This window comes from Pectinatus brassicae (assembly GCF_014201835.1).
In the GTDB taxonomy this organism is placed as follows: Bacteria; Bacillota; Negativicutes; order Selenomonadales; family Selenomonadaceae; genus Pectinatus; species Pectinatus brassicae.
The window spans coordinates 44,879-69,983 of the sequence record NZ_JACHFH010000015.1 but is presented as its reverse complement, the minus strand read 5'-3'; the positions used below and the strand labels follow the sequence as shown (position 1 = coordinate 69,983).

Sequence of the window (25,105 nt, the reverse complement as noted above, 5' to 3'; positions counted from 1 at the left end):
CCAGAAGAGCTTTTTGATGAAAATTTAGATAAAATATATTCTAACCAAAAATAATTATGGATAAAAAAGTGTTCAATTTGCTATTGCAATTTACGAAATAATTTAGTATATGTATGATTTATTAGTTTTTTCAGCTTATTTGTGTCATTTAATTCGAGAAGGGAGTACTAACCAAGCTAGAGCAGATAAAGAAAACGCTGCCAAATATTTGACAGCGTTTTCTTATTGAAGGAGAATATAAATACAATTTATGACTACGTGCAAAATGCAGACCATAAGTGACTATATACATATTGATCCAGATACTGTTTTCAACAGCTCGCTACCTATATGAATAGCTCTTTTGGTTCTGGACTGTTTTCTACAGTATAATAAGTTTTAGTTCATCAAAAAACAAGCTTTTAATTGAAGTTAATTACTTATTTGGATGCCAGTTCACCCTATTGATAGTACGCCCTATCATTTAAATCTTTTTACAGATTTTCCTTACATGCTTTTAGCATCTTGCACGTATGCATAAATTGTATTTAAGTTATATTGCACTTTTAGTATAACATGATATAATATATTATGCAAGAATTTTCTGATTTTTTTTACTCTTAGATATTGTATTAATGCAAAACTTTTACAAAAACTATATACACGACAAACATCATTACGAAGAAGCTATATATTAACACTGCATAAATTATTAATTTATCTTAAAAAATTAGTTCAGCATTTTTCTTCATTGACAATTACCTAATAAATAAGTACTAAATTACTAAAACTTTATACAGAAAAGAGGCCCGTATTATGATTGATTATTTGGTAAAAATAATAAATAAAAGTGAAAATATCGTTTTTTTGGTGGAGCCGGTGTATCTACCGAATCAGGAATTCCCGATTTTAGAAGTGCTAAAGGAATATATAATGAAAAAACCCGTCAGCAGTATACGCCCAAAATGATACTATCAGCCCCCTTTTTTTATAAATATCCAGAAGCTTTTTATGAATTTTATAAAGCTAAACTAATCTATCTTAATGCCAAGCCTAACAATTGCCACAAAGCACTGGCTGATTTAGAAAAAATGGGAAAATTATCAGCTATCATTACCCAAAATATTGATGGATTACATCAAGCTGCTGGTTCAAAAAATGTAATAGAATTGCATGGAACAATATATAAAAACTATTGTGTAAAATGTCATAGAGAATATACTATAGATTATCTATTGCAATCAAAGGGTATTCCTTATTGTGAATGTGGTCATTTTATCCGGCCCAATATTGTATTATATGAAGAACCTCTAAATAATGAAATCATATTTAAAGCAATATCATCAATAAGTAGAGCAGATACCTTAATAATTGGTGGCACATCTTTAGTTGTATCCCCAGCAGCGAATTTAATCGAATATTTTAACGGCAGTAATCTAGTGCTAATAAATAAATCAACAACCAATGCTGATAAAAAAGCAAATTTAGTCATTCATGATTCTGTTGGAAAAGTGCTGCACGAGGCAATGGCCTCCTTAAAAAGTTCGTTTGCCTGCTAAAATAAAAATATTATCAATTACTGTAACTTTATATAATATACCTTATTTATTAACAAACCATATATTTGAGCTTATCTTCCAATGGTATTGTCCTGTATAGCCATGAAAATTTTCATTTTTTATAACAAATACATGATTTACTCTTTTCTGCGAATCAATATTAATATTAAGATCAGTAAATATTGCATGATCAGAAACGACGGTAGTTCCCTTTAATAAATCTGTTATAAAAACATTTAATGACAACTGTGCTACTATTACAGACCGAGGTGTATAATTGAAAAAATAGCCATTTATTATTTCTTTGTTGGGCTCGATAGATACACTTGTCGTATGAAAATCAACGCCTTTTTGTGCTGCATAGACTGCTGGACTACTAAAAAATATTAAACTAAAAATTATGAATATTATGCATAATAATTTATTAAAATTCATTCCAATACCTCACTTTATTAAATACTTTTATATGTTATACATATATTATAGCAATTATTATATATAATAACAATATAATAATTGCCTATGTTTTCAGTAACAAAACATAGGCTCTTTATCATGATGATATATAACTCACAAAATTAACTTTTTACTTTCTGAAGCCATGCCCAATAACCACCTAGTGTAATCAGTATGCATCCCAGCCAGACAAATGCTATAAGAGGCTTAAAGCTAAGAGAAAGTGATTTTCCTCGGTCAGCTAAATAATAATCTCCCGTAATAGTATGTAAAATAGCCGGATGCTTTACGCCGATATTCCCTCTGCTGTCTAAGCGACTTTCTAATTTCATTGTATTTTTACCAAAGGAAAAATAATGAATAAATCCCTGCCCATCAGATGAATCCTGGCTTTTTTTGTAACGAAGTCCCTGATTAAATATTATTACATTAGAATTTGCATGTTGAAATACTATTCCTTTATGTATTATTTGGCAAGTTGAGGAAAAAAGCACTCCTAACAGCAGTAACGCTACTCCGGCATGGGCAATTTTTACAAAGATTTTTTCTATAGCTTGTTCCTTTAACTGTACAATAATTGCCAGTATAGCAATTGCTGCCCATAAAAAATATTGCAACTGATGCATTTTATAAAAAATTCCTATTATAGCAACTGAAAATATACTCAGAAAAATGCTAAACAATAAATATTTCTTGGATTGAAATATATTTTTTGACCAGCGCAATATAGAAACTATTGTTAAACATAATAGAAGTACTATTGCTGGAAATTGTAATGATTTATTATAAAAATCAATTGATATATTTTGTGGTTGACCTAAAAGCAAAGAAAAAATTGGCGTTGACATACCAATAAAAACTAATAGTGCTATTATAAGTAAAATCCAAACTCCGGCATACAACCAAAATCCCCATTGCTTATATGAAATTTCAAATTTAATATTGGAAAGGTTGCGCCATTTTATTGCTAACAACAATCCCGAAAAACCTATTATAGCAAAAATTACTGGCGCAAGAGGAACAAGACTTTTTCCCGCTTCAAAGGCATGTACAGAAAAATCACTAAGTAAGCCGCTTCTCGTAAGAAATGTTCCGTAAAGAATCAAAGAAAAAGTTAACCAGGACAGTCCATATCCTAAATGTGTAAAAGTTGATTTTTTACGCATATATCCCAAAATATGACAAAGTGCTGCTCCGGTAAGCCAGGGAACAAGCGAAGCATTTTCTACAGGATCCCATCCCCAATAACCACCCCAGCCAAGTGTTTTATAAGACCAGTAAGCGCCCATAAAAATCCCCATGCCTAAGGTTGTCCAGGCAAATATACTCCATATCTCAGCCGTTTTTATCCATGATTTATCGATTTGTTTTGTCAATAAACTTCCCATAGCTGCAGAAAATGGAACAGCAAAAGCTGTATATCCTAAAAATACAACAGGAGGATGTATAACCATCCAAAAATCCTGTAACAACGGATTAAGCCCCGCACCAACAGACATTGGCATTCCTAATACAAATGGATTTTTACTCAATAAAAAAATCACCAGCATAAGTTGTATAATACAATATACCCAAAATGCTGGTGCTGTTAAACGATCTTTATAAAGGAGCCAGCTTCCTATTAAAGCATGAAATAAGAACCATAATAAAAAGGATCCTTCCTGTCCTGCCCAAAATACTGAGACTTTATACCAAAAACCAAGATTTGCTGCAGAATGACTATATACATAAATATACTGAAAATCATCTTGTAAAATAGCACTCAAAAAAGAACCTGCTGCAATAACAACACCTACTGCAGATAAATAATAACATATCCGTCCAAATTTTAAAGGAGTTTTGCACCATAAAGATGGCAAATAACAAAAAACCGTTATTATAGTTAGCAGACATGCAAGAAAAAAACTAACAACACCTAACATTTATTATTTTCCTTTCTGGTACTTTGTAGGACATTTTGCCAATACCTTACTAGCTTGAAATACTCCATTAGTCATTTTGCCAATAATTACTATATTTTTTGCATGTGTAAAATTTTCCGGCACAGTACCACTATAAACTACATTCATATGATTACCAGTTTCATCATACAAAATAAAATGAAGTTGTTTTTGCTGATCATAATAAATACTATCCTTATTTTTCGATAATTCACCCTTTACCTGTACTGAAGCAGTAGAAGCTTTGGCTTTTGCTATTCCAACATAGGGATTAAGTGCTGACGTAAATTCTAGTAAAGTATAACCACCAAAAAAAATAATCACTAACAATATAAAGACATGACGTCGTTTCATATCTTTTTTGCTCCTTTCCAATATAAACAACGCAAAAAAATACAAGTGGCATCTAAAAGTGCTAAAAGCAATACTATAATCATAATATTATCCATATGTATCGTGCCACTCCTATTAATAATTGGATCAGGATGCAGTGAAAAATAAAAACGAGGAATAACAAATACCAAAAATGGCATCACTACACAAGCCAACAAAGAATATACCGCTGATATTCTGGCACGAACTTCCTTGACTTGAATTGAACTACGCAAAGCAAAATATGCGCCATAAATAAGCAATAAAACAAATATCGTAATTTGTCTTGGATCCCAATTCCAATATGCCCCCCATGTTAATTTGGCAAAAACAGCACCACTTATTGTACCTAACAAACAAAAAATCAATCCTAAACCAGCAGCACGAGAACTTATGGTATCATCACTTAACTGTTTTGATTTTAATACCCGCCAAGCATAATAAGCAGACAATAAAAACGCTAAAACCGCTACCCATGCTGTAGGAATATGAAAAAATATTATTTTTACCACATTTCCTAATCCTGCTACTGGTGGAATCAAAGTAAGAACAGCCCAAACCATTGCAACCGTATAAAAAAATAATACAATATCCTTCATTCGGAAATCCCTTCTAATTTAATACCATAAATAATCAAATAATACTGAAGACGTTCCCAGCATAACAACATCGTAACCTGCCAGAAAATACAATTGTTTTAAATTTACTGCCGTATCTGTTTGAAAAGATTGTGTCGTAAGTAAAATACCAAACAATAAAAGTGGTAATAATATTGGAAAACTAATAACCATGAATAATGCATTTTGATTATGAGCTGCCAATAAAAATGCCGATAACAGCGTCATGAGCACTGCCATTCCGATAGCCCCCAATAATAATGTTCCCAAAAATAATTCCCAATCAACCATTTCAACTGTAAAAAACATAAAAAAAAGCGGAACAACAAATAAAAAAAGAATTGTTAATAATATAAGATTATATAATAACTTCCCAAATAATACAGGTTGTGCACCTCCATATAAACGCAGAACATAAATAGTTCCTGTTTGTTGTTCCTGTAAAAAAGAATGTGCCAAACTTGCTATTGCTGAAAAGAACACAACAATCCACAAAAGTGATGCTAAAAAGGGCGGGGTCAGTGATTGTGACCCCAACGCCATACTAACAACAGAAAATGTTGTCAGGGAAAACATCAGCAAAACACCTATCCGCTGTGGTGAACGATATTCTATAAGAATTTCTTTATACAATACCAAGCAAACTTTACGAAAGGGCGATGTGTTGATCTCCATAAGATACCTCCTGGGCATCGTTTGATGCAATTATTATTGTATGTCCAGTTTTTTTCCCATTCATTACCAAGCTATAGATCAGCTCCCGTCCAGCAATATCTAAATTACTGGACGGTTCATCTAATAACCATACAGGACGATCTATTAATAAAAGAAGTGCTATTTTCAAACGTTGCCGCTGTCCAGTAGAATATACACTTAGCTTTTCTTTTTTTAATAAATCAAGTTTAATTTCTTCTGAAACCTGTTTTAAAACAGCATTATCAAACTTTTTTCCGGCTAATCCTGCTAATAATTTTAAATTTTCTGCTGCATTCATTGTTTCGTAAAAATATACCTCTGGACTAACTACTGCTAAAAAATTACGAAATTCATCTTTTGGCAGCAAAACATCATTTTGCCAATAACTAATTTTACCTTCTGACGGATATAATTGTCCTGTCAAAATTTTGCTTAATGTTGATTTACCAGCACCATTAAGACCAGTAATTACTGTAATATTATACGGTTTTATTATGCCGGATAAATTATTAAATAATTCATGATCATTAAATTTTTGGGTGATTTTTTTGTAAATAATGCTGATTCCCATTATTTTTCCCAGCTATCATCCAATACCCAGTCTACAGTATGACAGGTATTGCATTTTTTTGCTGATTGTAAATGATGTACACTATGACATTCATAACATTGTGGTGGTTGATTGCCCTTGGCATGAGTAGAATCATGTGGATTAGCCTTGCCATATTTAGCTGTTTTAGCTTTCACATCATCAAAATTATGACATTTTAAACACTGTTCATTTGAATATTCATACTCTGGTAATGGCTCTTTGTAGTTCCCAGTAATAAATTTTAATCCTTCATCCATTTGCTGACCAAGGCTAGGTTCATGACAATCATGGCAAGTAACACCAGCCTCAGCATGTTTTTTAGCAAGCAAATGACCTTTAGTATAAGTATCATAATAGGTCTGCATATTATGACAACTTGCACAAAATGCTGGCCGCGCACTAACAGTTTTCATTGCTGCATAACCTATACCACAAAAAACAATTATCAAAATACATAGACTACCCCATACTTTTGGCTGTTTTAATTGTTTCATTGTTATTTTTTTCATTTATTTCACATCCTTTAAAGTTTTGCTGCTACCGTACCAACAAGCCGGCCATAAACGAGTGCAAATGCATGGCTCACACCAGCTGTAACGATTGGATAATCTACCAGGAATCTTCCGCCCTGAGTATTACCTGCCGTATAAAGTCCTTCAATCCCATTATAATCTCTATCTAAAACATTGCCAGTTTCGGGGTTTACAGTAAGTCCACCCATATTGACAAGCATTGCCCCGCCAACCATTTTTCCTGCATAAAATGGTGCTGTTTCAATTGAGAACATTCTTTTTTTCATTTTTCCAAAATCTTCATCATGTCCTTTGTGGCAAAGTTCATTATAACGTTTAATCGAAGCAAGAAGATTTTTTTGATCCTGTATACTTTTCGGACATAATTTTTTAGCTAGTTCTTCAAGGCTTTGTGCAACAATAAGATCTTTTGTTTTTAAAAAATCTTCACGTGAAGTATAACCCATGCGTCCAATGGACCACTGGCAATCTGCTGGCACTTTAGGATTTTCTGAAGCTGGAAGACAGTAATTAACACTACCATGAGCTACTCCCATATCCTGCAACTGTTCCGGCCATTTATCATCAAGGATCTGCCATGCAAAATTTTGCGGCTGACGATAAATGGCATTAGAAAGCTGCTGCCCGCCAATATCTTCATTTACGAACCTATCTCCTTTAGCATTTGCAAGAAAATATGCATCTGTTCCCATTGGTCCGCCTAAAGTATGGATTACTGGTGCATGTGGACCATCTTCAATTTTAGCACCAGCCCATACAGCCATAATATGACCATCCCCAGTATTAGTAGGCTTATCTTTAGCATCCCTATTTGGAAAAACATTTACATAATCCATTGCATAAGGCACAAAATGTTTCATCATAGATTTATTATTGCCATAGTCACCTGCAGTTAATATTACTGCTTTTTTTGCTTTAAGTTTTATATATTTGCCATTAACATGCTGAGCTATTACTCCCTGAACACGACCTTTATTGTCTGGGCGTATAAGCTTTATTGCTCGTGTCGAAAAAATAAATTTGCAGCCTTGTTCTTTACATTTGTTATATACTCTTGTTTGGATTGGTTCCTGGCTTGGCAAAAATGCCATAACAGTAGGATAAGACGGGCTGTTTTCTTCATCTCTGTTATAGCCCGCCGGAGTTGGATAATGCATTATCATTAAATTTATTTTATTGCGGTCAATATCATCTAATTTAGTTTCTTCTATTACATTTAAATCCGGTGCCATTTCCAAAAGCCAATCAAAATCTTTACCACTGTGTTCTGCCCAATAATTCCAAACACGCTGGTCACTACGATAGCCCATTTGTTTCATATTTTCCAGAATAGCCGTATTCTTATCAAATGTAATTCCCATAGAACGTTGAATCTTATTATTTAATGTACCATATTGACCACTGCGGCATTGCCATGTTCCAGCTTTTTCTACAACTATAACAGAAGCTCCATTTTCAGAAGCTGCCCGTGCTGCTGCCAGTCCGGCAACTCCAGCACCTACAATAACAACGTCAGCTGTTTTTGTTTCGTTAATTTTACTTTCTGGTATATCAGGTGCTTTACCTAACCAATCAGAAGAAATTTCTGATTTTGGTTTTGGCTCTCTTAAATAATCATTTGGATTTTTGCTGCATCCCGATAAAAGCAGACTGCCTGTTATTGCAGTACCAACAGCCAATGCACTATCTTTTAAAAATGTACGACGAGCTATTTCATGTTTCTTTTCAATATTATTCGACATATTTATCCCTCTTTTAGATATGTACTTATAATTTATACATATAGTTTAATCATAATTGTTTATCAAAACAAATAAAGTATTGCAGAGCTAATCTGCAAAAAAATATTGCAAAATATATTATCGCGTGATAAATTTTAATTATTGAAAAAAACAAGGGGATTTTTTAGTGAATTCAAAACACTTCGATTTAATATATCTATTAATTAATACCAATATTTTACTTACAGCTGCCGCAATAGCTGACAAGCTTTCTGTTTCAACCCGTACAGTAATGTCATATATCTCAGATATTAATTTTTTTCATCCGCAACTTATCACATCATCATATAAAGGATACCGTATTGATAAAACACGAGGACGCGCTCTTATTGCTAGAAATAATTTATCACCACAAACAGCAAATGAACGCATCAATTGGCTTTTAAAAAATTCGTTGCTTTCAGCAGACTCAGATAACCAGATAAATATTGTTACTGCTGCAGAAAAACTTTGCGTAAGTACTGAAACACTCCATAAGGATCTTATATTGCTTAAACGTAAAATAAAAAAATACAAAATAAAAGCCCGCATTAATGCCGACTATATTTATTTAACCGGACTTGAAACTGATATCCGCAATCTTTTAAATTTTGTTCTTTGTGAAACACTAAGTAAAGATAAAGTATGTACATCATCATTGCAGCAAATTTTTCCTAAAGCACCTATTGATGAACTATATGATTTATTATTGCAACAATCATCGAAACAAAATTATTTTATCAATGATTGTTTAATTTTTAATTTAATTTTAGAAATACTTATAACTATGGAACGTATACAGCACAATCACATTATCAGCAAGTCACTAGTTCAATTATCAACTAGTCCAATCTCTCAAGCTATTTTTGACTATATTCAAAAATTTTATAATATTAAAGTAGTTTCTATCGAGGAAAAATATATACAGGAACTCTTATTAGGATATTTATTGCCTGCTGATTTTAATCACTTATCAATAACAGCATTAAAAAAACGTATGCCTAAAAAATCAGAAAAGTTCTTTAATGATCTTTTCCAAAAAATACGCTGTTTACTTCCCTTTATTGATTTAAACGAACGTTTCATGATTCGTTTTGCTTTAAATCTTCATAATTTATTATGCCGACTAAGTACCGGGCATATAAGCTATGATCCCCGTAAAAATGATATGAAAATTGCATCGCCATTTGCTTTTAAATGTACCGCTGCAATTGCTAATGAAATACAAAAAATTACTGCTGTCATTATAAATGAAGATTCCTGTGCCTATCTTGCCTTACATATTGGACTAAATCTGGCCAGTAAACATAAATTCGATTTTGAAAAAATATCTTGTGCACTATTAATCACGCCATATTTTGACTATGATAAAGAATTAAAAGAAAATCTTCAGCGTAATTTTTCTAACGATATATCAGTCAGACAGATACTTTGCTGTGAAAAAGAATTGTCACAACTAAAAAAAGTGGATTTAATAATTACAACGGTTCCATTGCCAATTGGCTTTAATACTGATTGGGTTGTCACTGACGCATTGCTTTCCACAAAGACAATACAAAATATCAAGCAGCATATTATAACAAAAAAGGCACAAAAAAAACGCTCCATAATCCAAAATTTTTTTAATAACTTCGGAAATGAAACGCTTTTTAAACATATTCCTGCACAATGCAGCTTAGAATCTATAAAACAACAAACACAAAACCTTCTTGAAAATAATGAATATATCGCAGCCTGTTCTAAATGTTCTACTGAATATAAAATCCATTTCAATACCTTTGGACATATAGCTGTTGCTGACATTATTTTTCATAATGTAAAAAAAACAGGTCTTGTGACAATAGTTAATAAAAAACCTCGTATAATCAATAATAATCCCATTGATATTATTTTTATTATTACACTGCATCCTGATGATTGGGAAATTATGCAGTATTCACTGGATTTAATTATTAATACCTTACAAGAAATTGATATTCTTCATAAAATAATAAAAGCTGTCAACTATAAAGAATTCAGTAAATGTATTTGTGAAACAATATGCTTTTAAATTATCTATTAATTAACTTTTCCTAAATAAACTCGTAATACATTGGGAATAGCTAAATCTCTATGACCTATGCCATAACCAATTTTTTCAATGGAAAAATTAATTTTATCCGTAAATTCAACCACTGACGATGCTAAAATAGCTGCCCCAGTAGGGGTAGTAGTTTCAAAAGGAACTATACCTAATTTAGTCGGTAAGTTTTTTACAATTTCTACAGTAGCTGGTGCAGGCACTGGTATTTTACCATGAGCACAATTCGCCCAGCCGCCGCCTAATTCAATTGTTGATGCCACTACTTTATCTACCTGTAAAGCCGCTAAACAAATACCTGCACCGACGATATCAATAATAGAATCCGTCGCCCCAACTTCATGAAAATGAACCTCATACAGATCTTTGCCATGAACCTTTGCCTCGGCTACTGCAATTTTATGAAAAATATCCATGCTTATTTGCTGAATCTTTTCTGACAAGCTACTGTTTTTTATAATAATTTCAATATCTTTTAAATTGCGATGCTGATGTTGATGCGTATGAACATCAGTTTCATGTTTGTGTACATGTTCATGATTCTTTTCATGTATAACATGCTCTGCATGCTGACCCGCCAAAACAACTTCTACTCTTGTTCCTGTAATACCATTTTTGCAGTCCCTTTTTATCTGCAATTCGTATTCATCTTGTATATATAATTTTGCTAATTCTTCCCGCAGATAGTTTTCATTTACCCCTAAATCTAAAAGAGCACCTAAATTCATATCGCCACTAATTCCACAAAAACAGTCATAATATAATATCTGCATATCCTCCAACCTTTCCAAGAACTTTGCTTCTTATTATACTCGTTAGTGTTAGCTCTAAGTCAATAGGCTAAATAATTATATTGGTAATAAATATAATTAATATTTGACGCAATGGTTTGCTTTTAATTTTCCGATATTAAACTATTGTTCCATACTTATCCATGACACACAGCCATGATCTACAAGCCATTGTTTAGATTCTTCTTTTTGTTTATCGGTAGCTGTTGCAAGATAAATCCTTGCCATATGTATTCCACCCAAAAGTACTGTCTCATTTTCTGGAATATCTACATTTTTTTCTTCTAATATTTCAACAATTTTCCATGTATTAAAATTGGCTATAGCCTCTTCAAATTCTTTCGTCATATTAATACTTCCTTTATAATTTTATATATAAGCTGCATGCTCAACTATATTAGATTTTATTAAAGCCTTTCTTTCATACATCATCTTATCTGCTTCTGTAATCGCTTCATCCAATGTTATTTTTTTATAACATATGTAATATCCTACAGTTATAGAAATTTAATTATTCTTAAACAATAATCTATATAACCAATGAGTTTTTATATCAATTGCCTTAGCTGGACATAATTCATGACAACAAAAACAACTGATGCATTTTTCCAAATTAGCTACTGGTTTACCATTTTGCAGTGTTATTATCTTTGCTGGACAACTCCGCACACAATCACCACAAGAAATACATTTTTGATGATTAAAAACAGGTTTAGGACGTAACGCTTTTATTAAAAATGATTCTATTTTATAGGGGACTATACCACTAACTAATGTTTTTTTGATGGACGCCGGTTTTTTAAAGGGAATTATGGGAACAGTTGAAAAATCATTACCCAATATATTTATGTCATTTAAATCACCACTAAATAAATTTCGTAGTTGAGCAACTTTAACAGTTGGTACTGATAATGGCTCCATTCCCATAATATATGTGCCAACTGTATCAAGAGCATAAGGGTTTTTAGCAGCTAAAAGCAATCCAACGTGACGTTTTTCTCCCGATGCCGGACCGTTTCCTTCCATTGCCTCAATTGCATCAATAATTGAGAAAACAGGTTTAATATATTCACAAATATCCAGTAAATGACCAGCAAAATTTTCTGCGCTATGAAGTTTAAAATGATATTCAGCCTTGGTAAGCCCTGGAATAGTGCCAAATAAGTTTTTTACGGCACCAGTGTACATCATCATGCAATGTGTTTTAAATTTAGCAATTGAAATAATTAAATCTACTGTAGTTGCTATGCGAATGATTTTTATTGAATGTAATTTATCTGCTTGCTGATTATTTATCTCTACTGAATCAAAATCATAATTAAGTTCGCAGCCAGTATTTTGAGCAACCTGCTGCATACCGCTGGCTTTGTAAATTTCCTGCATACGTTTTTTATAAAATGGTCCGCCAGGGCTGTCCCCGATAATAACCTGCCAGCCTAAATTCTGCATATATCTAACGACAGCTTCTACCACTGCAGGATGTGTAGTGACCGCATCCTCAGGGAGATTTTTTTTTAGTAGATTTACTTTTAGTAACACTTTTCCTGTAGTTTTATTTATTGTTTTTAAATCCAAACAATATTCCATACTGGAAAAAACAGCTCTTTCTACTTCGTTATAATTATAAGACGCGCATTTTTTTATAATAACATCTTCCATTATATACACCTATATCATTTCCAAAAAGCACAGGGAACATTAGTAACGCATTTGCCGCAGACGTCACTGCCAACGCTATTGGGCTTATCATCCGCTTCATTAGTATATGAGCTGCCAAAGTCTTTATATATCCGGGCATTTTTGCTGCATACTTGATAGCATGTTTTTCTATTATAACCATTATGGGTAAGCGCACCTGATGGGCAACGTTTTACACATATACCACAGCTGCCGTTTTTTTTATATAAACAATATTCATGCGGCTGTATATCATCTGGCTTTATATCAAGGTTTGTGACTATTGTATTATACCGGCCACAACAGCCTTTAGCAGTGATCAGCATATTATTTATACCAAAGCTGCCTAATCCAGCTGCACGGGCAATATGACGCTGCGACCAATCACTAATGAGTTTTTCTTTATTAAATGTTCCGGCTGCTTTAGGGACAGCTCCCCTATAACCAAGTTCGCCAAGTTTCTCAATGACTAATTTGTTTATTTCCCCAAATATTTTATTTGTTTCTTCATAAGCATAAGCCCATTCTACTGAGGCAATATCGCCTTCATTCTTATTAGTTGCTGCTAATTCCTTAGTAAATGGTAAAAAATAAGCAATAATAATTGACGGGTGAGGTAATACATCTTTAGGAACTAAATGGTTTAGTGATATAGTGTCTTTAAGATTTAATATGTCTTCATTGTTGGCGTCAGCAAATCCTACTAGTGGTTCTCGCCATAAAGGTATATTATTTATTCGTTTTTGCTTTACTTTTACATATTCACATATATTTTTGACTATGATTTGTTTTATACTCATATAAAAAATCCCCCCTACTGTATTCATCACTGCTGTTTATATTATAACATAAAGATTTTTATATATGATTTATTAATATGATTATATGTGATATAATCAATAATAACTTATAATAGTCAAACTAATAATATTAAAATATTGTACTAAGTATTACAAGGAAGAAAATACTTAAACTAAAGGAGTAATAAGTGTTGATTATGTCAAAAGTTAAAAACAACAATATTTTCAATAATCAATGTTATAAAAAAACAGGTTCAGCTTGTGAAAAAATAAATATGCCTAACGCACATACAATGTCTGATTTTGATGATTTTCTTGCGACCTTCACCGATGAAGAATTAATTTCAGCAATAAGAATAAAACCAAATGCTTATGTTTTAGATTTTTTAATGAAAAAATATACCAATTTTGTCCGTTTCAAAACACGTTCTTATTTTTTAATTGGTGCTGATCGTGAAGACATTATCCAAGAATGTATGATAGGACTATATAAGGCAATTCGTGATTTTCAAAATGATAAATTTGCATCATTTCGTTCATTTGCTGAATTATGTATCACCCGGCAGATAATTACTGCTGTGAAAACAAGTACTCGACAAAAACATATACCTTTAAATTCATACATATCAATTAATAAACAAATCTATGATGACTCAGATCGTACCTTGCTTGATATTTTATCAGAAGCGTATGCTAGTGATCCGGAAGAATTAATGATTAATTATGAAGAATGTTTAACAGTTGAATCTAAAGTGAAAAGTGTTCTTAGCAAATTAGAATGGCAGGTTTTTATCTCTTATCTTAGCGGTAATTCCTATAAAGAAATTGCAATTGATTTAAATCGCCATATAAAATCAATCGATAATGCGTTGCAGCGCATAAAACACAAGCTCGGACAATATATTGCAAATTCTCCTGATAAAGAGGATGATTTATCCAAATTAATATATGGTACAAATTTCCAGGAATACTATCAAAATCGAATATCTTAAGTCGATTTTCAGTAGATTTAAATACATAATATCAACGATGTCCTTAACGATTAATATTACGGACATCGTTGTAAATAATAGTTGCGCTCAATAGTATTATAAGATTTTTTAGAAAATTCTTGCATATATTTTTATATTATGCTATACTAAACACAAGGAAAAACTAAATATAAAATACACTTGATGCATGCGTGCAGGATGGAGAAATGCGCGTAACGAAATCCTAAAAAATTTCGTTCATTAACAAAGGATGAACTGGCATCCTGCAAGTAAGAAATTGGCCATACAATATATAACAATATTGTATTAGAATCAAAAACTTACCAAACTGTTTAAGGACAGACCTTAACCAAAAAAGAGCTATTACGTTATATAGTGCCGTAATCAAACGGATAAAAAACTATTATATTATTCATATAAATATGGGTAGTATGCAGAGGAATTGTCGTAAGATAATAAAATACCTGCTTAACGAATAGAATCACTTATGGTCTACATTTTGCATGCATCCATCAGGTGTATTTTTTTTGTCTAAAAAGCCAATATATGAGTAGAATTTAATCCATATAAGCTTATAATTTGATTTGTCAGAATTTGACAAATATTATATTTTTTAATATCATATATTCTATAGTTTAGTTGATTTACCCTTTGTTTATATACTTATGTTGTAAAAATGACTATTGTTTTATAATAGGGGGCAGTTAATTATGCAATCATCTAATGTATTGGAAAAGCGTTGTACGCATCAGCAAAAACGCAATTTAGCTATCAGTATTAGGCATAGAACTGTGAATAAAACAGCATCTATACTAAATAATTACCCAAACAAATTTATTAGATCAAAGCTTGTAAATGTCGATTATGATGGAATAGTCGATGGCTATATAAATTTATGGATTAAAATTAAAGGAGAAATTTATTAATTGTGTATCATGAATTTAACAAAGGGTAAAATCGTTATTATGTACTTATGAAGACTTTCAAACTTATATAAATTAGTTTGAAAGTCTTTTTAATTTAACTTCCCATTTTTATACCTGCTAATCTTTTGGCACTATACGAATAAAAAGTGTTGTAATATCATCAGCCTGTTCAGCTTTTCCTGCAAATTTAGAGATTTCCTGTCGTAAAAAATCATCAATATTTTCAATATTATTATTATGGCATCTGTTTAATATATTTATAAATCTATTATCGCCAAATAGTTCATTATTTTCATTTGCTGCTTCATTAACACCATCTGTATATAAAACTAATGTATCATCACTTTCCATATATAATTTATCGCATTGATATATTATCTTTTCCGCTACAGCCAAAGGTAATGCCTTCTTAACCTTAATAAATCTAAACTCCTCTGTATTTGACGCAAAAAGAGGTGGATTATGTCCGCAGGACACATATTCCAGACAACCATCTGATAAATCTAATACCGCAATAAAAGCTGTAACAAACATGCTGGTATTATTATCCTCACATAAAAGATTGTTGGCATTACTAATACCATCCGATAAATTCTCACTATTTAGAACACTTGTTTTTATGATATGTTTCGCTATTACCATAAATAATGAAGCGGGAATGCCTTTCCCACTAACATCAGCAATTACAACGCATAATTTTGTTTGGTTATCATCCATATAAAAAAAATCATAAAAATCACCACCAACAATTTTTGCTGGCTGCATTTTGGCATAAAGATTTAACCCATTAATATGTTCATATTTGGGGAATATTTTTGGCAGCATATCATTTTGAATATCAGCTGCTACATTCAACTCACTGTTAATTTTTTCTTTTTCAGCTATAGAGTTTGCAAGATTTCGCATATATGATTGAATATCCGTCCCCATTTTATTAAAATTATCAGCTAATTCACCTATCTCATCTTTACTTGTTACAGCAATTTTATAATTGAATTCTCCGGCACTGATTTTTTTTACACCTGCTGTCAATATTTTAATAGGCTTAGTTATTTTTCCAGCTAATTGGCAAGATATTACTACAAAAAAAACTAAGCATAATATAAATAATACAAAGAACCGCCAAACAATATCGTTAATGCTTTGATTTATATATTTTTGTGTTGCAGTGCTATAGCCATCAATCTTTGTTTTTGATGCCTCCGATGCAGCTACAACATCCTTGATAGGAATAATTAATCCTAATGACCAGCCAGTTGCTGGTAATACATTATAAGCTAAATAATATTCTTTATCTTTTATTGAAATTTTTTGTGTCCCAGATTTACCATTTATCATATTTGTAAGCGCTTTTTTATAAGTATCGCTTGCATTTTCCCTTGCATTTACATTAAATCCTGCCTGCATATAATCAGGATGTGCAATATATGCTCCTTTATCGTCGAGTAAAAATGCATACCCATTGCTGCCGATACGTAAACCAATAATTTTGTCTATTACTTGCTTAAGTATGATATCAGTTGCTACTACACCAATAAAATTGCCGTTGGCATCCTTAAATGCTTTGGCACATGTTATCTCCAATTTCCCTGCGGAATCAGTGTATGTTCCAATCCATACTATATTACCCTTTCGTGCCATTGCCTTTTTATACCATTCCCTTTTGCGGGGATCATAATCAGCAGTTAAATCATTGTCTTTGGAATAGTCATAACAAATACCACTTTTGGTTCCTATATAGCAATTATCAATTATATTATTATTAGCATAAATTGCCGAAAACATATATGTGGCATTAGAAATAAGCTTGATTTCTCTATCTAATATAGGGGTTTCAACGACATCAGGCGCCAGCATATATTTTTCGCTGGCCGTTCCCGCTTGTACCTGGTTAGGTAAGGGCATAGAAAATGACCTGCAAAAGCATCAGCATTTGCATATATTTTTTCCATGTACTGTGCCATACTATCTACCTTAGCAGCGATGTTATCAAAATTATAATTTATATTCTCGGCTTGCATATCAGCCATTTTCAATAAATATTTTTTTGCTTGCTGCTCTAAAGCCTGTCTGCTTTCATTTGCCGATATATTTCCCAGCTCACTGCTGGCTTGTTGTGTATATTGTGCCATTTTAGATATTTCATTATAAGAAATAAGACCTATGCTTGCTAATGCACTCACAGCAGTTATCAATATAATAATTAATATTTTTGTTGTAATTTTAGTTTTCTTAAGCATATTACCAGTCTCCATTACAATAATAAGATAATTGCCATATGTTATAGAATGAACGGTTATTTTTAGGGAATGAATAGCGATTAAAATAAAATTCTCATAGTATATACTATGTTATAATATATACAAATATATTCTGTTGCATATAGGAGGAGTCTCGCTATGGAAATAATACCTAGTAAAACAGCTGCCACCTTGATATTAACTTTGTCCGGACGTTTAGACACCGTAACCGCACCGCTATTACAAGATGCCTTAAAAAAAGATTTGCATGACATTACTTTACTGCAATTTGATTTAACCAAGCTTGAATATATTTCGTCTGCTGGTTTGCGTGTGTTTCTGATGGCACAAAAACAAATGAACGGAAAGGGTAAAATGGAACTTCTTCATGTAAATGAGGCTGTTCTGCAAATTCTTGAAATTTCTGGTTTTACTGATATATTAACTATCATTCAATAATTAATATTATGTTTATATAGCTGTCACAAGGGGTGTGATATTATAAGCACTTTAACTGTACCAGCAAAAATAGAATCATTGTATCTTGTACAAGATTTCATTGAACAACAATTACAATCCTACAGTTGTGATGAACAATTAATAATGCCAATTAATCTAGCTGCCGAAGAAATTTTTGTAAATATTGTTCAATATGGTTTTTCTAATACAAATGATAAAAATGTCATTATCATTAATTGTTTTATTGAAAATTCATCAATATTTTATTTGCAATTTTGCGATATGGGTGTACCTTTTAATCCCTTGCAGAAACAGATTCCCCTTATAGATGCATCTATAGAGGAACGCTCTATTGGTGGCCTGGGCATTTATTTGGCTAAAAAGCTCATGGATGGAATAACTTATGAATTTACAAATGGGAAAAATAAACTGACGCTCAAAAAATCATTGGTTTTACCTAAATAAAATATATTTATATACTATTTTTAAAAACTGTCGCACATCAATAAAAGGGTGCGACAGTTTTTATTATTTAATTATCAAAAAAACCTAATTGTTCCAGCATAGAAATACTTTTATCAAGATAGCCCAAACTTGTTATTGGCCACAAATAATTCAAACGATATAAGGCTTCAATGGTAAATTTATTTACTGCTTCGATTTCATAACGAGTATCACCATCATGTTCCATATAGGCAATAAGACCGGCGGCAGCTTTCGACAATTTTACATCCTGCATCGCTATATGAAGACACTCATTAAATTTTTCATCATCCACTATCTCAATAACAAAACCATGACGATTCATTGATGCAATAACATCAGACATAAAAATCTGATGATTATTATAAGGATGAAATACTGTAAACTCACTTTTAACAGCTGACAACTGCAAGATCGCGCCAGCAGTAGAATCAATTGGAGAAAACTCTGCCGGCGCATCCATGAGGCCCAGCGGAAATTTTCCTAAGGCCCTGTACCCTTGCAATCGCCGCATAAATGCATTGGTATGAAAATTGATTTGAAATTCACCATCACTATTACGGCTCATTAGATTACCGACCCGCATAATTTTACCATCCAAACCATTTTTAATTGCCTCAAGCATATACCTTTCCGCCATAAATTTGGTATGAACATAAGCATTATCCAGCAATTGCCCGAAATAAAGCTCATTCTCAGCAATACGCTTATTTGAGGGCGGTAATTCGTTTTTCCCTTCGCCCGCAACGCTGACAGTTGAAATTTGTATCAAACGTTTATTAAGCTGTTGACACAATGCAATCAGGTTTCTCACTCCCTGCACATTAATGCGCTCCAAGGAATCATCATGGCTGAAATGTTTAACACTGGCAGCACAGTTAATCATTGTAGTAAATGGCAGGTCTGCTAATTGCTGTAATGAATTTTCATCCGTTAAATCTCCATCGACGCACTTAATACGATTTCCCATCATTTGCTCATAGGTATCATCAAAATAATACATAAGCATTGTTGCTAACCGTTTTTCTACTGAAGCACGTTTTCCTTTACGTATTAAGCAATAAACAATGCCATTTTCTTGTTGCAAATACTGTTTTAACACATGTATCCCCAAAAAGCCTGTTGCTCCAATCAGTACAAGATTTCCCAGCGATTGCGCTTTTATCTCATTTACATACTCCAAACTATTATAGTTTAAAATACTTTGCAATAAATTATAATCATAATCTACAATTTCTTTATCTATTACAGCTGCTGTTGTTTCATTATTATTTGCTAAACTACGCATAGCTAATCGGCGTGGCGTGGTATATTGAAAAATATCACTATAAACAATTGGATAACCTTCGTTCATTGCCGCCATTGCAACCTTTGATGCACTAAGGGATGTTCCTCCTAATGCAAAAAAATCATCATTTATGCCTATTTTATCCTGCTTTAATACCTCTGCAAAAATATCGCAAAATTTTGCTTCCACTGAGTTTTGCGGTGCCTCATAACTTCGTTTAACAATATTGCATTCAACATCCGGCAGCTGCTTCTTATCAATTTTCCCATTAGCCGTTAAGGGAAATTCCTCTAACTGCACTAATACTCCGGGAACCATATAATGCGTTAATGCAGCTGCTAAATGGGCAGTCAAATCCTTTTTATCAATCGTCTCTGCGGCTGTAAAATAAGCAGCCAAAAAATCTTCACCATCATTATTTTTCATTACAACGATGCTGCTTTTTATTTGGGGAAAAGTATTTAATACTGCTTCTATTTCGCCTAATTCCACACGCAGTCCCCGTAATTTGACCTGATTATCCGTACGACCATGGAATTCTATTTCACCATTAACTAAAATACGGGCTAAATCGCCGCTTTTATATGCTGGCATTTCCCATAGTCTAATAAAGCTTTTTTTAGTTTGCTCCTCACGATTAATATAGCCTCGTCCGACACCTGCCCCCAAAATAACCATTTCTCCGAGTGCCCCTATTGGCAGTGGCTCATTATTTTCATCAACCATTACTACTTTTACATTAGTATTAGGAATACCGATTGTTATATGCTCAGCACTATTTATGACTGCCATCGTACAGCTTATCGTTGTTTCAGTTGGTCCATACCCATTCATAATATAAACAGTGGAATTTATCATCCGCAACTTTTCATAGAGTGCTGCTGGAAATGACTCAGCGCCCAAATCAATCGACTTTATCTGTTTAATAATTGGTAGCATGGCCGGTATATCAATAATATTAAGCAGAAATGATGGTGTGCAGGTCATTATGTCAACATTATTATCACGGCAGAGTTTTTCCAGCGCTAACGGATTATGAATCTCCTCCTCTGTTGCCATGCATATGGTAAGCCCGTTAGCCAGCGGAATAAATTCTTCCATAATAGATACATCAAAAGTGATAGCTGCTAAAGCTAATGATACTTTTCCATATTTGGTATAGCCCACTATTTCATGGTTTTTAGGATTATTATCAACGAAATTAACTAAATTTTGCTGAGTCAGCATTACGCCTTTTGGTTTACCAGTAGAGCCTGATGTATAAATACAATAAGCCAATGCCTGCGGTAAAACATCAATATCCAGATTTTCATCTGATATTGATCTATCAGGTTCATCAACAAAATGTATATTAATATTAAGTTCGTTTAAAAACTCTTTGCGATTATCATATACTGCGCGGCTGACAATCAAATGACCAGCCTGAGAGTCCTGCAATATAAAAGAAATGCGTTCATCAGGATATTGCGGATCTATCGGTAAAAATGCCCCGCCAGCCTTAAGTACCCCCTGACGAGCAATATAAACCAATGAACTGCGTTCAAGCATTACCCCAGCAATTTTCTCCGTCCCCAAGCCAGTTTGCCGCAAGCTTCTGCCTAAACGATTAGCCGCCCGATTCAATTCATCATAGGTCATCACTTCTCCCGCTGCAATAGCGGCTATTCGTTCCGGATATTTAGCAGCACTATCTTGCAGTAATCGATATGCTGGTCGTTCTTCTACTGGCCAATACGTATTATGCATTTCCTGCAATTTTTTTAATCCCTCAGGCGACAATAGTTTTATATCAGAAATTATTTGTGCATTAAAGATGCTCATAATCCCCATACGATAGGCATCAGCAAAGCTTTCCATAAATCCTGCCGAATATTTTGCACCATCATATTCCACTAAAATTTCAAAATCATCTTCGCGCTGAAATACTTCTACACTTATAGCTGCCATTGCTTTAGTTAAATCGAGCTGCTCAGGAACTACCGACGCTCCTCCCAACTTAATTCCTGTGAGCATTTCTCCCTGATAGGCAAATAAAATATCACTGGAAATATTATAGTTTCTGCTTATCTCTGCAAATGAGTAAATATCATTGCTTTTAGAGTCATCCAGTTGTCCACGCAGTAGCTGCATATATTCTTTTACCGATGTTGCCAAGGACATTGCCGCATATACGGGTAATGTCTTAACCAGCATTCCCACCATGTTAAAAGTACGCGGATCAGTTCGTCCATTATAAATAGTTGTAAATAAGGCTTCATCCGTTCCCATAAATCTTGCCAGTATTATACCAAATATTCCTGTAAACAACACATTCGGCGTAACATTATAATCATTGCAAAGCATTTTTATCTTGTCTGGCTGTATCATAACAGCATGACGGCTCCGGCATAAAAAGGATTCTTTTCCCCAGATATCAGCAGCAGGCAATGAATCAACAGCTACACCTTTAAATACTGAATCATAATAAGCCTTTGCCACTACAAGTTCATCACTATTTCTGGCAGCAGCCTCATCAATGGCTAAATCAAAGGCAGTGTACGTTTCTGCTTCTAGCACATATCCATCATAAGCTCGATTTATTTCATCTAACAGACGCATTACCGACTCTCCATCAGCTATAATATGATGAACTTCCAGCATTAAATATAATGCTTTCTCCGTTTGTAGAATACGTACGCGAAATAACGCCTTTTCTTTTAAGGAAAATGCTGTAAGTTTTGGCGGCATTACTGCCTCAGATATCTCAACATCTTCAATAGCCCATGTAAAATCTTTCTGAGCTTTCATATAAACATCACCAACAGCATCAGTAGTTATTATTGAATAAAAAATAGGATGACAATCAATGGCTTGCCGTATCGCTGTTTTTAAACGTAAAATATCAATCATTTGCGGTAAACGAATCAATAATGGGATATTATATGCATCTGAGCCATTTTCTTTCATACATTCTAAATATATGCCAAGCTGTGTTTGAGTCAGCGGACAATATTTTTGCTGAGGTTTAATTTTGTCAGTAACTGTTTTTTTCTGCAAGAGTTCGTTAACAATAATATTTTCTATACTGATAAGACTGGCACCTTGTAATAATGCTTTGACATCAATACTGCAATTGTAATTTTTTAATATTTGTCCAGCTAATTTAATTGCCGATAGAGATGTAAGTCCGGCATTGATAATCGGCATATCTATAGGTATTTGTGGAACGCCTATAATATCAGCAATAATTTTCATCAAATCATTTTCCAGCTGCGTACATGGTCTATTATTATCCTGTGTGGTAAAACTCATTTCCGGTAATTTACGTTTATCTACCTTCATATTAGGATTAAGCGGAATTTTATCAATTTGCATTGTTGCTGCTGGCACCATGTAGGGCGGTTTTTGCTCAGCAATAAAGGCATGCAGGTCATCAATCGATATTTTTTTTCCAGCTACTATATAGGCAAGTACCATCTGCCCTCCAGCTGGTGCTTGCTTAGCAATAACAGTAGCATCACTAATATCAGGAAATTCACGAATAACCTGTTCTATTTCAGAAAGCTCTATACGAAAACCGCGTACCTTTACTTGTGAATCCTGCCGCCCGATAAACTCGATATTGCCATCAGCAAGTAACCGCACAACATCTCCCGTATAATACATTCTGGCATATTCCGGCTCGTTGCTGAACGGATTTTTTTTATAGGCCTGCTCATTTTTATCTGGACGATTCAAATAACCGCGCGACACTTGGGGACCGGCTAGATAAAGTTCCCCTTCTTCACCAACAGGAACCCTTTCCCCACGTTTATCTAAAATATAAAAATTCATATTAGCTAAAGGTTTGCCAATAGGAACATTATCATAAAATTTATCTACTTCAAATACTGTACTGATGATGGTGCATTCTGTTGGCCCATACATATTAAAAAAACGATAATTAGCGGGCGGCTTTAAAGGTACCAACGTCTCACCACCTACCATTAAATAGCGTAATGAATGATTATCTTTTATATCCACAGCAAATTGACGGCCTACCTGTGTAGTCATAAATGAATGCGTAATATGATTATCATTGAAATAGCTATTAAGTTTTTCTAGCTCCAATCGCATATCTTCTGGAATAATATGGAGTACTGCACCGGCCAATAATGTTGGATACATATCCAGCATATTAGCATCAAACCCAAAACTGGCATAGGCTGCTACAGCACAATTCTCAGCCAAATTAAATCTTTTCATGTGGTCTTGGCAAAATGCCAATAAATTGCCATGTTCAATCATACATCCTTTGGGAATACCTGTAGAACCTGATGTATATAATAAAATAAACAAATCATGTATTTGGGGAATAACCGGCACTTTAGAATTGGGCAAATTTCCAATATTCTTCGTTAGTAATACTGGCCCATTATAATCTTTAATAATTGGCAACAAATTTTCATCAGCAATCAACAATTTTGCCTTGGCGTCCTGCATCATAAAATTAAGCCTTTCAGCCGGATATGATGGATCAAGAGGCTGGTAAGCCGCACCAGCCTTGGCTGTGCCCAATCCTGTAACAGGCATATACTCAGAACGATTTATCAATATTGAAACAACATCTTCCTTGCCTAAACCTAAACTGAAAATATATGACGCTAATTTATCAGTGATATCATCTAGCTGCTTATATGTAAGCTGCTTATTTTTAAAAACAACAGCAATATTTTGCGGATATTTTGCTGCTTGTGTCCTAAATAAAGATACAATTGTCTGATTGGGATCACAAGTATATTTATTTGTATTGCAATCTGCATAAAATTTCATATCCTCATTTGATATAATTTCTTTTAATTTACCGTACTTTTTTTCTTCCATGCTAAAGCTCCCCTCTTAATTAT

The 25,105-nt window shown here is 33.2% G+C and carries 22 protein-coding genes; 7 read left to right on the top strand and 15 right to left on the bottom strand.

Annotated features, from left to right (window positions below; genetic code table 11):
• Nucleotides 1-795: 795 nt before the first annotated feature.
• The gene (locus HNR32_RS14360; protein WP_311636572.1) at nt 796-948 is read left to right on the top strand and encodes a hypothetical protein; all 153 of its coding nucleotides are present in this window, start codon (nt 796-798) and stop codon (nt 946-948) included.
• Entirely contained in the window at nt 879-1,538 is a 660-nt protein-coding gene (locus tag HNR32_RS07140; protein ID WP_311636575.1) for an NAD-dependent protein deacylase, read from the top strand. The genes HNR32_RS14360 and HNR32_RS07140 overlap by 70 nt, the downstream gene beginning before the upstream one ends.
• A 42-nt stretch (nt 1,539-1,580) precedes the next feature.
• Here the strand turns inward: HNR32_RS07140 and HNR32_RS07135 are convergent, their stop codons facing one another.
• The 8 genes from HNR32_RS07135 to HNR32_RS07100 all read right to left on the bottom strand — a co-directional run bounded on the left by HNR32_RS07135 (nt 1,581) and on the right by HNR32_RS07100 (nt 8,486).
• A complete protein-coding gene (locus tag HNR32_RS07135) occupies nt 1,581-1,973 on the bottom strand; it encodes a hypothetical protein (protein ID WP_183861131.1) in 393 nt (130 codons plus the stop codon).
• A 143-nt stretch (nt 1,974-2,116) separates the two neighbouring features.
• The gene (ccsA, locus tag HNR32_RS07130) at nt 2,117-3,916 is read right to left on the bottom strand and encodes a cytochrome c biogenesis protein CcsA (protein ID WP_183861129.1); all 1,800 of its coding nucleotides are present in this window, start codon (nt 3,914-3,916) and stop codon (nt 2,117-2,119) included.
• Nucleotides 3,917-3,919: 3 nt separating this feature from the next.
• On the bottom strand, nt 3,920-4,288 hold the full coding sequence (locus tag HNR32_RS07125; protein WP_183861127.1) for a cytochrome c maturation protein CcmE domain-containing protein: 369 nt from the start codon (nt 4,286-4,288) through the stop codon (nt 3,920-3,922).
• The gene (locus tag HNR32_RS07120) at nt 4,285-4,905 is read right to left on the bottom strand and encodes a cytochrome c biogenesis protein (RefSeq protein WP_183861125.1); all 621 of its coding nucleotides are present in this window, start codon (nt 4,903-4,905) and stop codon (nt 4,285-4,287) included. The genes HNR32_RS07125 and HNR32_RS07120 overlap by 4 nt, the downstream gene beginning before the upstream one ends.
• Before the next feature lie 18 nt (nt 4,906-4,923).
• Nucleotides 4,924-5,598 (bottom strand): heme exporter protein CcmB, encoded by a 675-nt coding sequence (locus tag HNR32_RS07115; protein ID WP_183861124.1) that lies wholly within the window; start codon nt 5,596-5,598, stop codon nt 4,924-4,926.
• Nucleotides 5,570-6,190 (bottom strand): ABC transporter ATP-binding protein, encoded by a 621-nt coding sequence (locus HNR32_RS07110; protein ID WP_183861123.1) that lies wholly within the window; start codon nt 6,188-6,190, stop codon nt 5,570-5,572. The genes HNR32_RS07115 and HNR32_RS07110 overlap by 29 nt, the downstream gene beginning before the upstream one ends.
• Complete coding sequence (locus HNR32_RS07105; protein ID WP_183861122.1) at nt 6,190-6,720, bottom strand: cytochrome c3 family protein; 531 nt, start codon at nt 6,718-6,720, stop codon at nt 6,190-6,192. Before HNR32_RS07105 ends, HNR32_RS07110 begins: the two co-directional genes overlap by 1 nt.
• A gap of 14 nt (nt 6,721-6,734) precedes the next feature.
• Complete coding sequence (locus HNR32_RS07100; RefSeq protein WP_183861121.1) at nt 6,735-8,486, bottom strand: FAD-dependent oxidoreductase; 1,752 nt, start codon at nt 8,484-8,486, stop codon at nt 6,735-6,737.
• A gap of 166 nt (nt 8,487-8,652) precedes the next feature.
• On the opposite strand from HNR32_RS07100, the gene HNR32_RS14355 reads away from it, so the two are divergent.
• Complete coding sequence (locus HNR32_RS14355; protein ID WP_183861120.1) at nt 8,653-10,554, top strand: BglG family transcription antiterminator; 1,902 nt, start codon at nt 8,653-8,655, stop codon at nt 10,552-10,554.
• Between the two features lie 8 nt (nt 10,555-10,562).
• Here HNR32_RS14355 and larC read toward each other — a convergent pair whose 3' ends face one another.
• The 4 genes from larC to HNR32_RS07075 form a co-directional block, all read right to left on the bottom strand.
• Entirely contained in the window at nt 10,563-11,357 is a 795-nt protein-coding gene (gene larC / locus HNR32_RS07090; RefSeq protein WP_183861119.1) for a nickel pincer cofactor biosynthesis protein LarC, read from the bottom strand.
• 141 nt (nt 11,358-11,498) lie between these two features.
• A complete protein-coding gene (locus HNR32_RS07085) occupies nt 11,499-11,723 on the bottom strand; it encodes a hypothetical protein (RefSeq protein ID WP_183861118.1) in 225 nt (74 codons plus the stop codon).
• A gap of 159 nt (nt 11,724-11,882) precedes the next feature.
• The gene (locus HNR32_RS07080; RefSeq protein WP_183861116.1) at nt 11,883-13,034 is read right to left on the bottom strand and encodes a DUF362 domain-containing protein; all 1,152 of its coding nucleotides are present in this window, start codon (nt 13,032-13,034) and stop codon (nt 11,883-11,885) included.
• 14 nt (nt 13,035-13,048) lie between these two features.
• Nucleotides 13,049-13,852, bottom strand: coding sequence for an epoxyqueuosine reductase (locus tag HNR32_RS07075; RefSeq protein ID WP_196611012.1), 804 nt, complete (start codon nt 13,850-13,852; stop codon nt 13,049-13,051).
• Nucleotides 13,853-14,127: 275 nt separating this feature from the next.
• Here HNR32_RS07075 and sigH point away from each other — a divergent pair, with 275 nt between their 5' ends.
• Together sigH and HNR32_RS07065 are read left to right on the top strand one after the other, a co-directional pair.
• The gene (sigH, locus tag HNR32_RS07070; RefSeq protein WP_183861133.1) at nt 14,128-14,844 is read left to right on the top strand and encodes an RNA polymerase sporulation sigma factor SigH; all 717 of its coding nucleotides are present in this window, start codon (nt 14,128-14,130) and stop codon (nt 14,842-14,844) included.
• A gap of 710 nt (nt 14,845-15,554) precedes the next feature.
• Nucleotides 15,555-15,770: a hypothetical protein gene (locus HNR32_RS07065; protein WP_183861114.1), complete on the top strand. Its 216-nt coding sequence runs from the start codon at nt 15,555-15,557 to the stop codon at nt 15,768-15,770.
• A 117-nt stretch (nt 15,771-15,887) separates the two neighbouring features.
• Here HNR32_RS07065 and HNR32_RS07060 read toward each other — a convergent pair whose 3' ends face one another.
• Both HNR32_RS07060 and HNR32_RS07055 read right to left on the bottom strand, forming a co-directional pair.
• Nucleotides 15,888-17,675, bottom strand: coding sequence for a SpoIIE family protein phosphatase (locus HNR32_RS07060; RefSeq protein WP_183861112.1), 1,788 nt, complete (start codon nt 17,673-17,675; stop codon nt 15,888-15,890).
• Nucleotides 17,591-18,010, bottom strand: a complete 420-nt coding sequence (locus tag HNR32_RS07055) for a hypothetical protein (RefSeq protein ID WP_183861110.1) — start codon at nt 18,008-18,010, stop codon at nt 17,591-17,593. The genes HNR32_RS07060 and HNR32_RS07055 overlap by 85 nt, the downstream gene beginning before the upstream one ends.
• 159 nt (nt 18,011-18,169) lie before the next feature.
• Here HNR32_RS07055 and HNR32_RS07050 point away from each other — a divergent pair, with 159 nt between their 5' ends.
• On the top strand, nt 18,170-18,469 hold the full coding sequence (locus HNR32_RS07050; protein ID WP_183861108.1) for an STAS domain-containing protein: 300 nt from the start codon (nt 18,170-18,172) through the stop codon (nt 18,467-18,469).
• A gap of 3 nt (nt 18,470-18,472) precedes the next feature.
• Complete coding sequence (locus tag HNR32_RS07045) at nt 18,473-18,934, top strand: ATP-binding protein (RefSeq protein ID WP_311636573.1); 462 nt, start codon at nt 18,473-18,475, stop codon at nt 18,932-18,934.
• 67 nt (nt 18,935-19,001) lie between these two features.
• Here the strand turns inward: HNR32_RS07045 and HNR32_RS07040 are convergent, their stop codons facing one another.
• Nucleotides 19,002-25,082, bottom strand: coding sequence for a non-ribosomal peptide synthetase (locus tag HNR32_RS07040; RefSeq protein ID WP_183861104.1), 6,081 nt, complete (start codon nt 25,080-25,082; stop codon nt 19,002-19,004).
• Between the last annotated feature and the right edge of the window lie 23 nt (nt 25,083-25,105).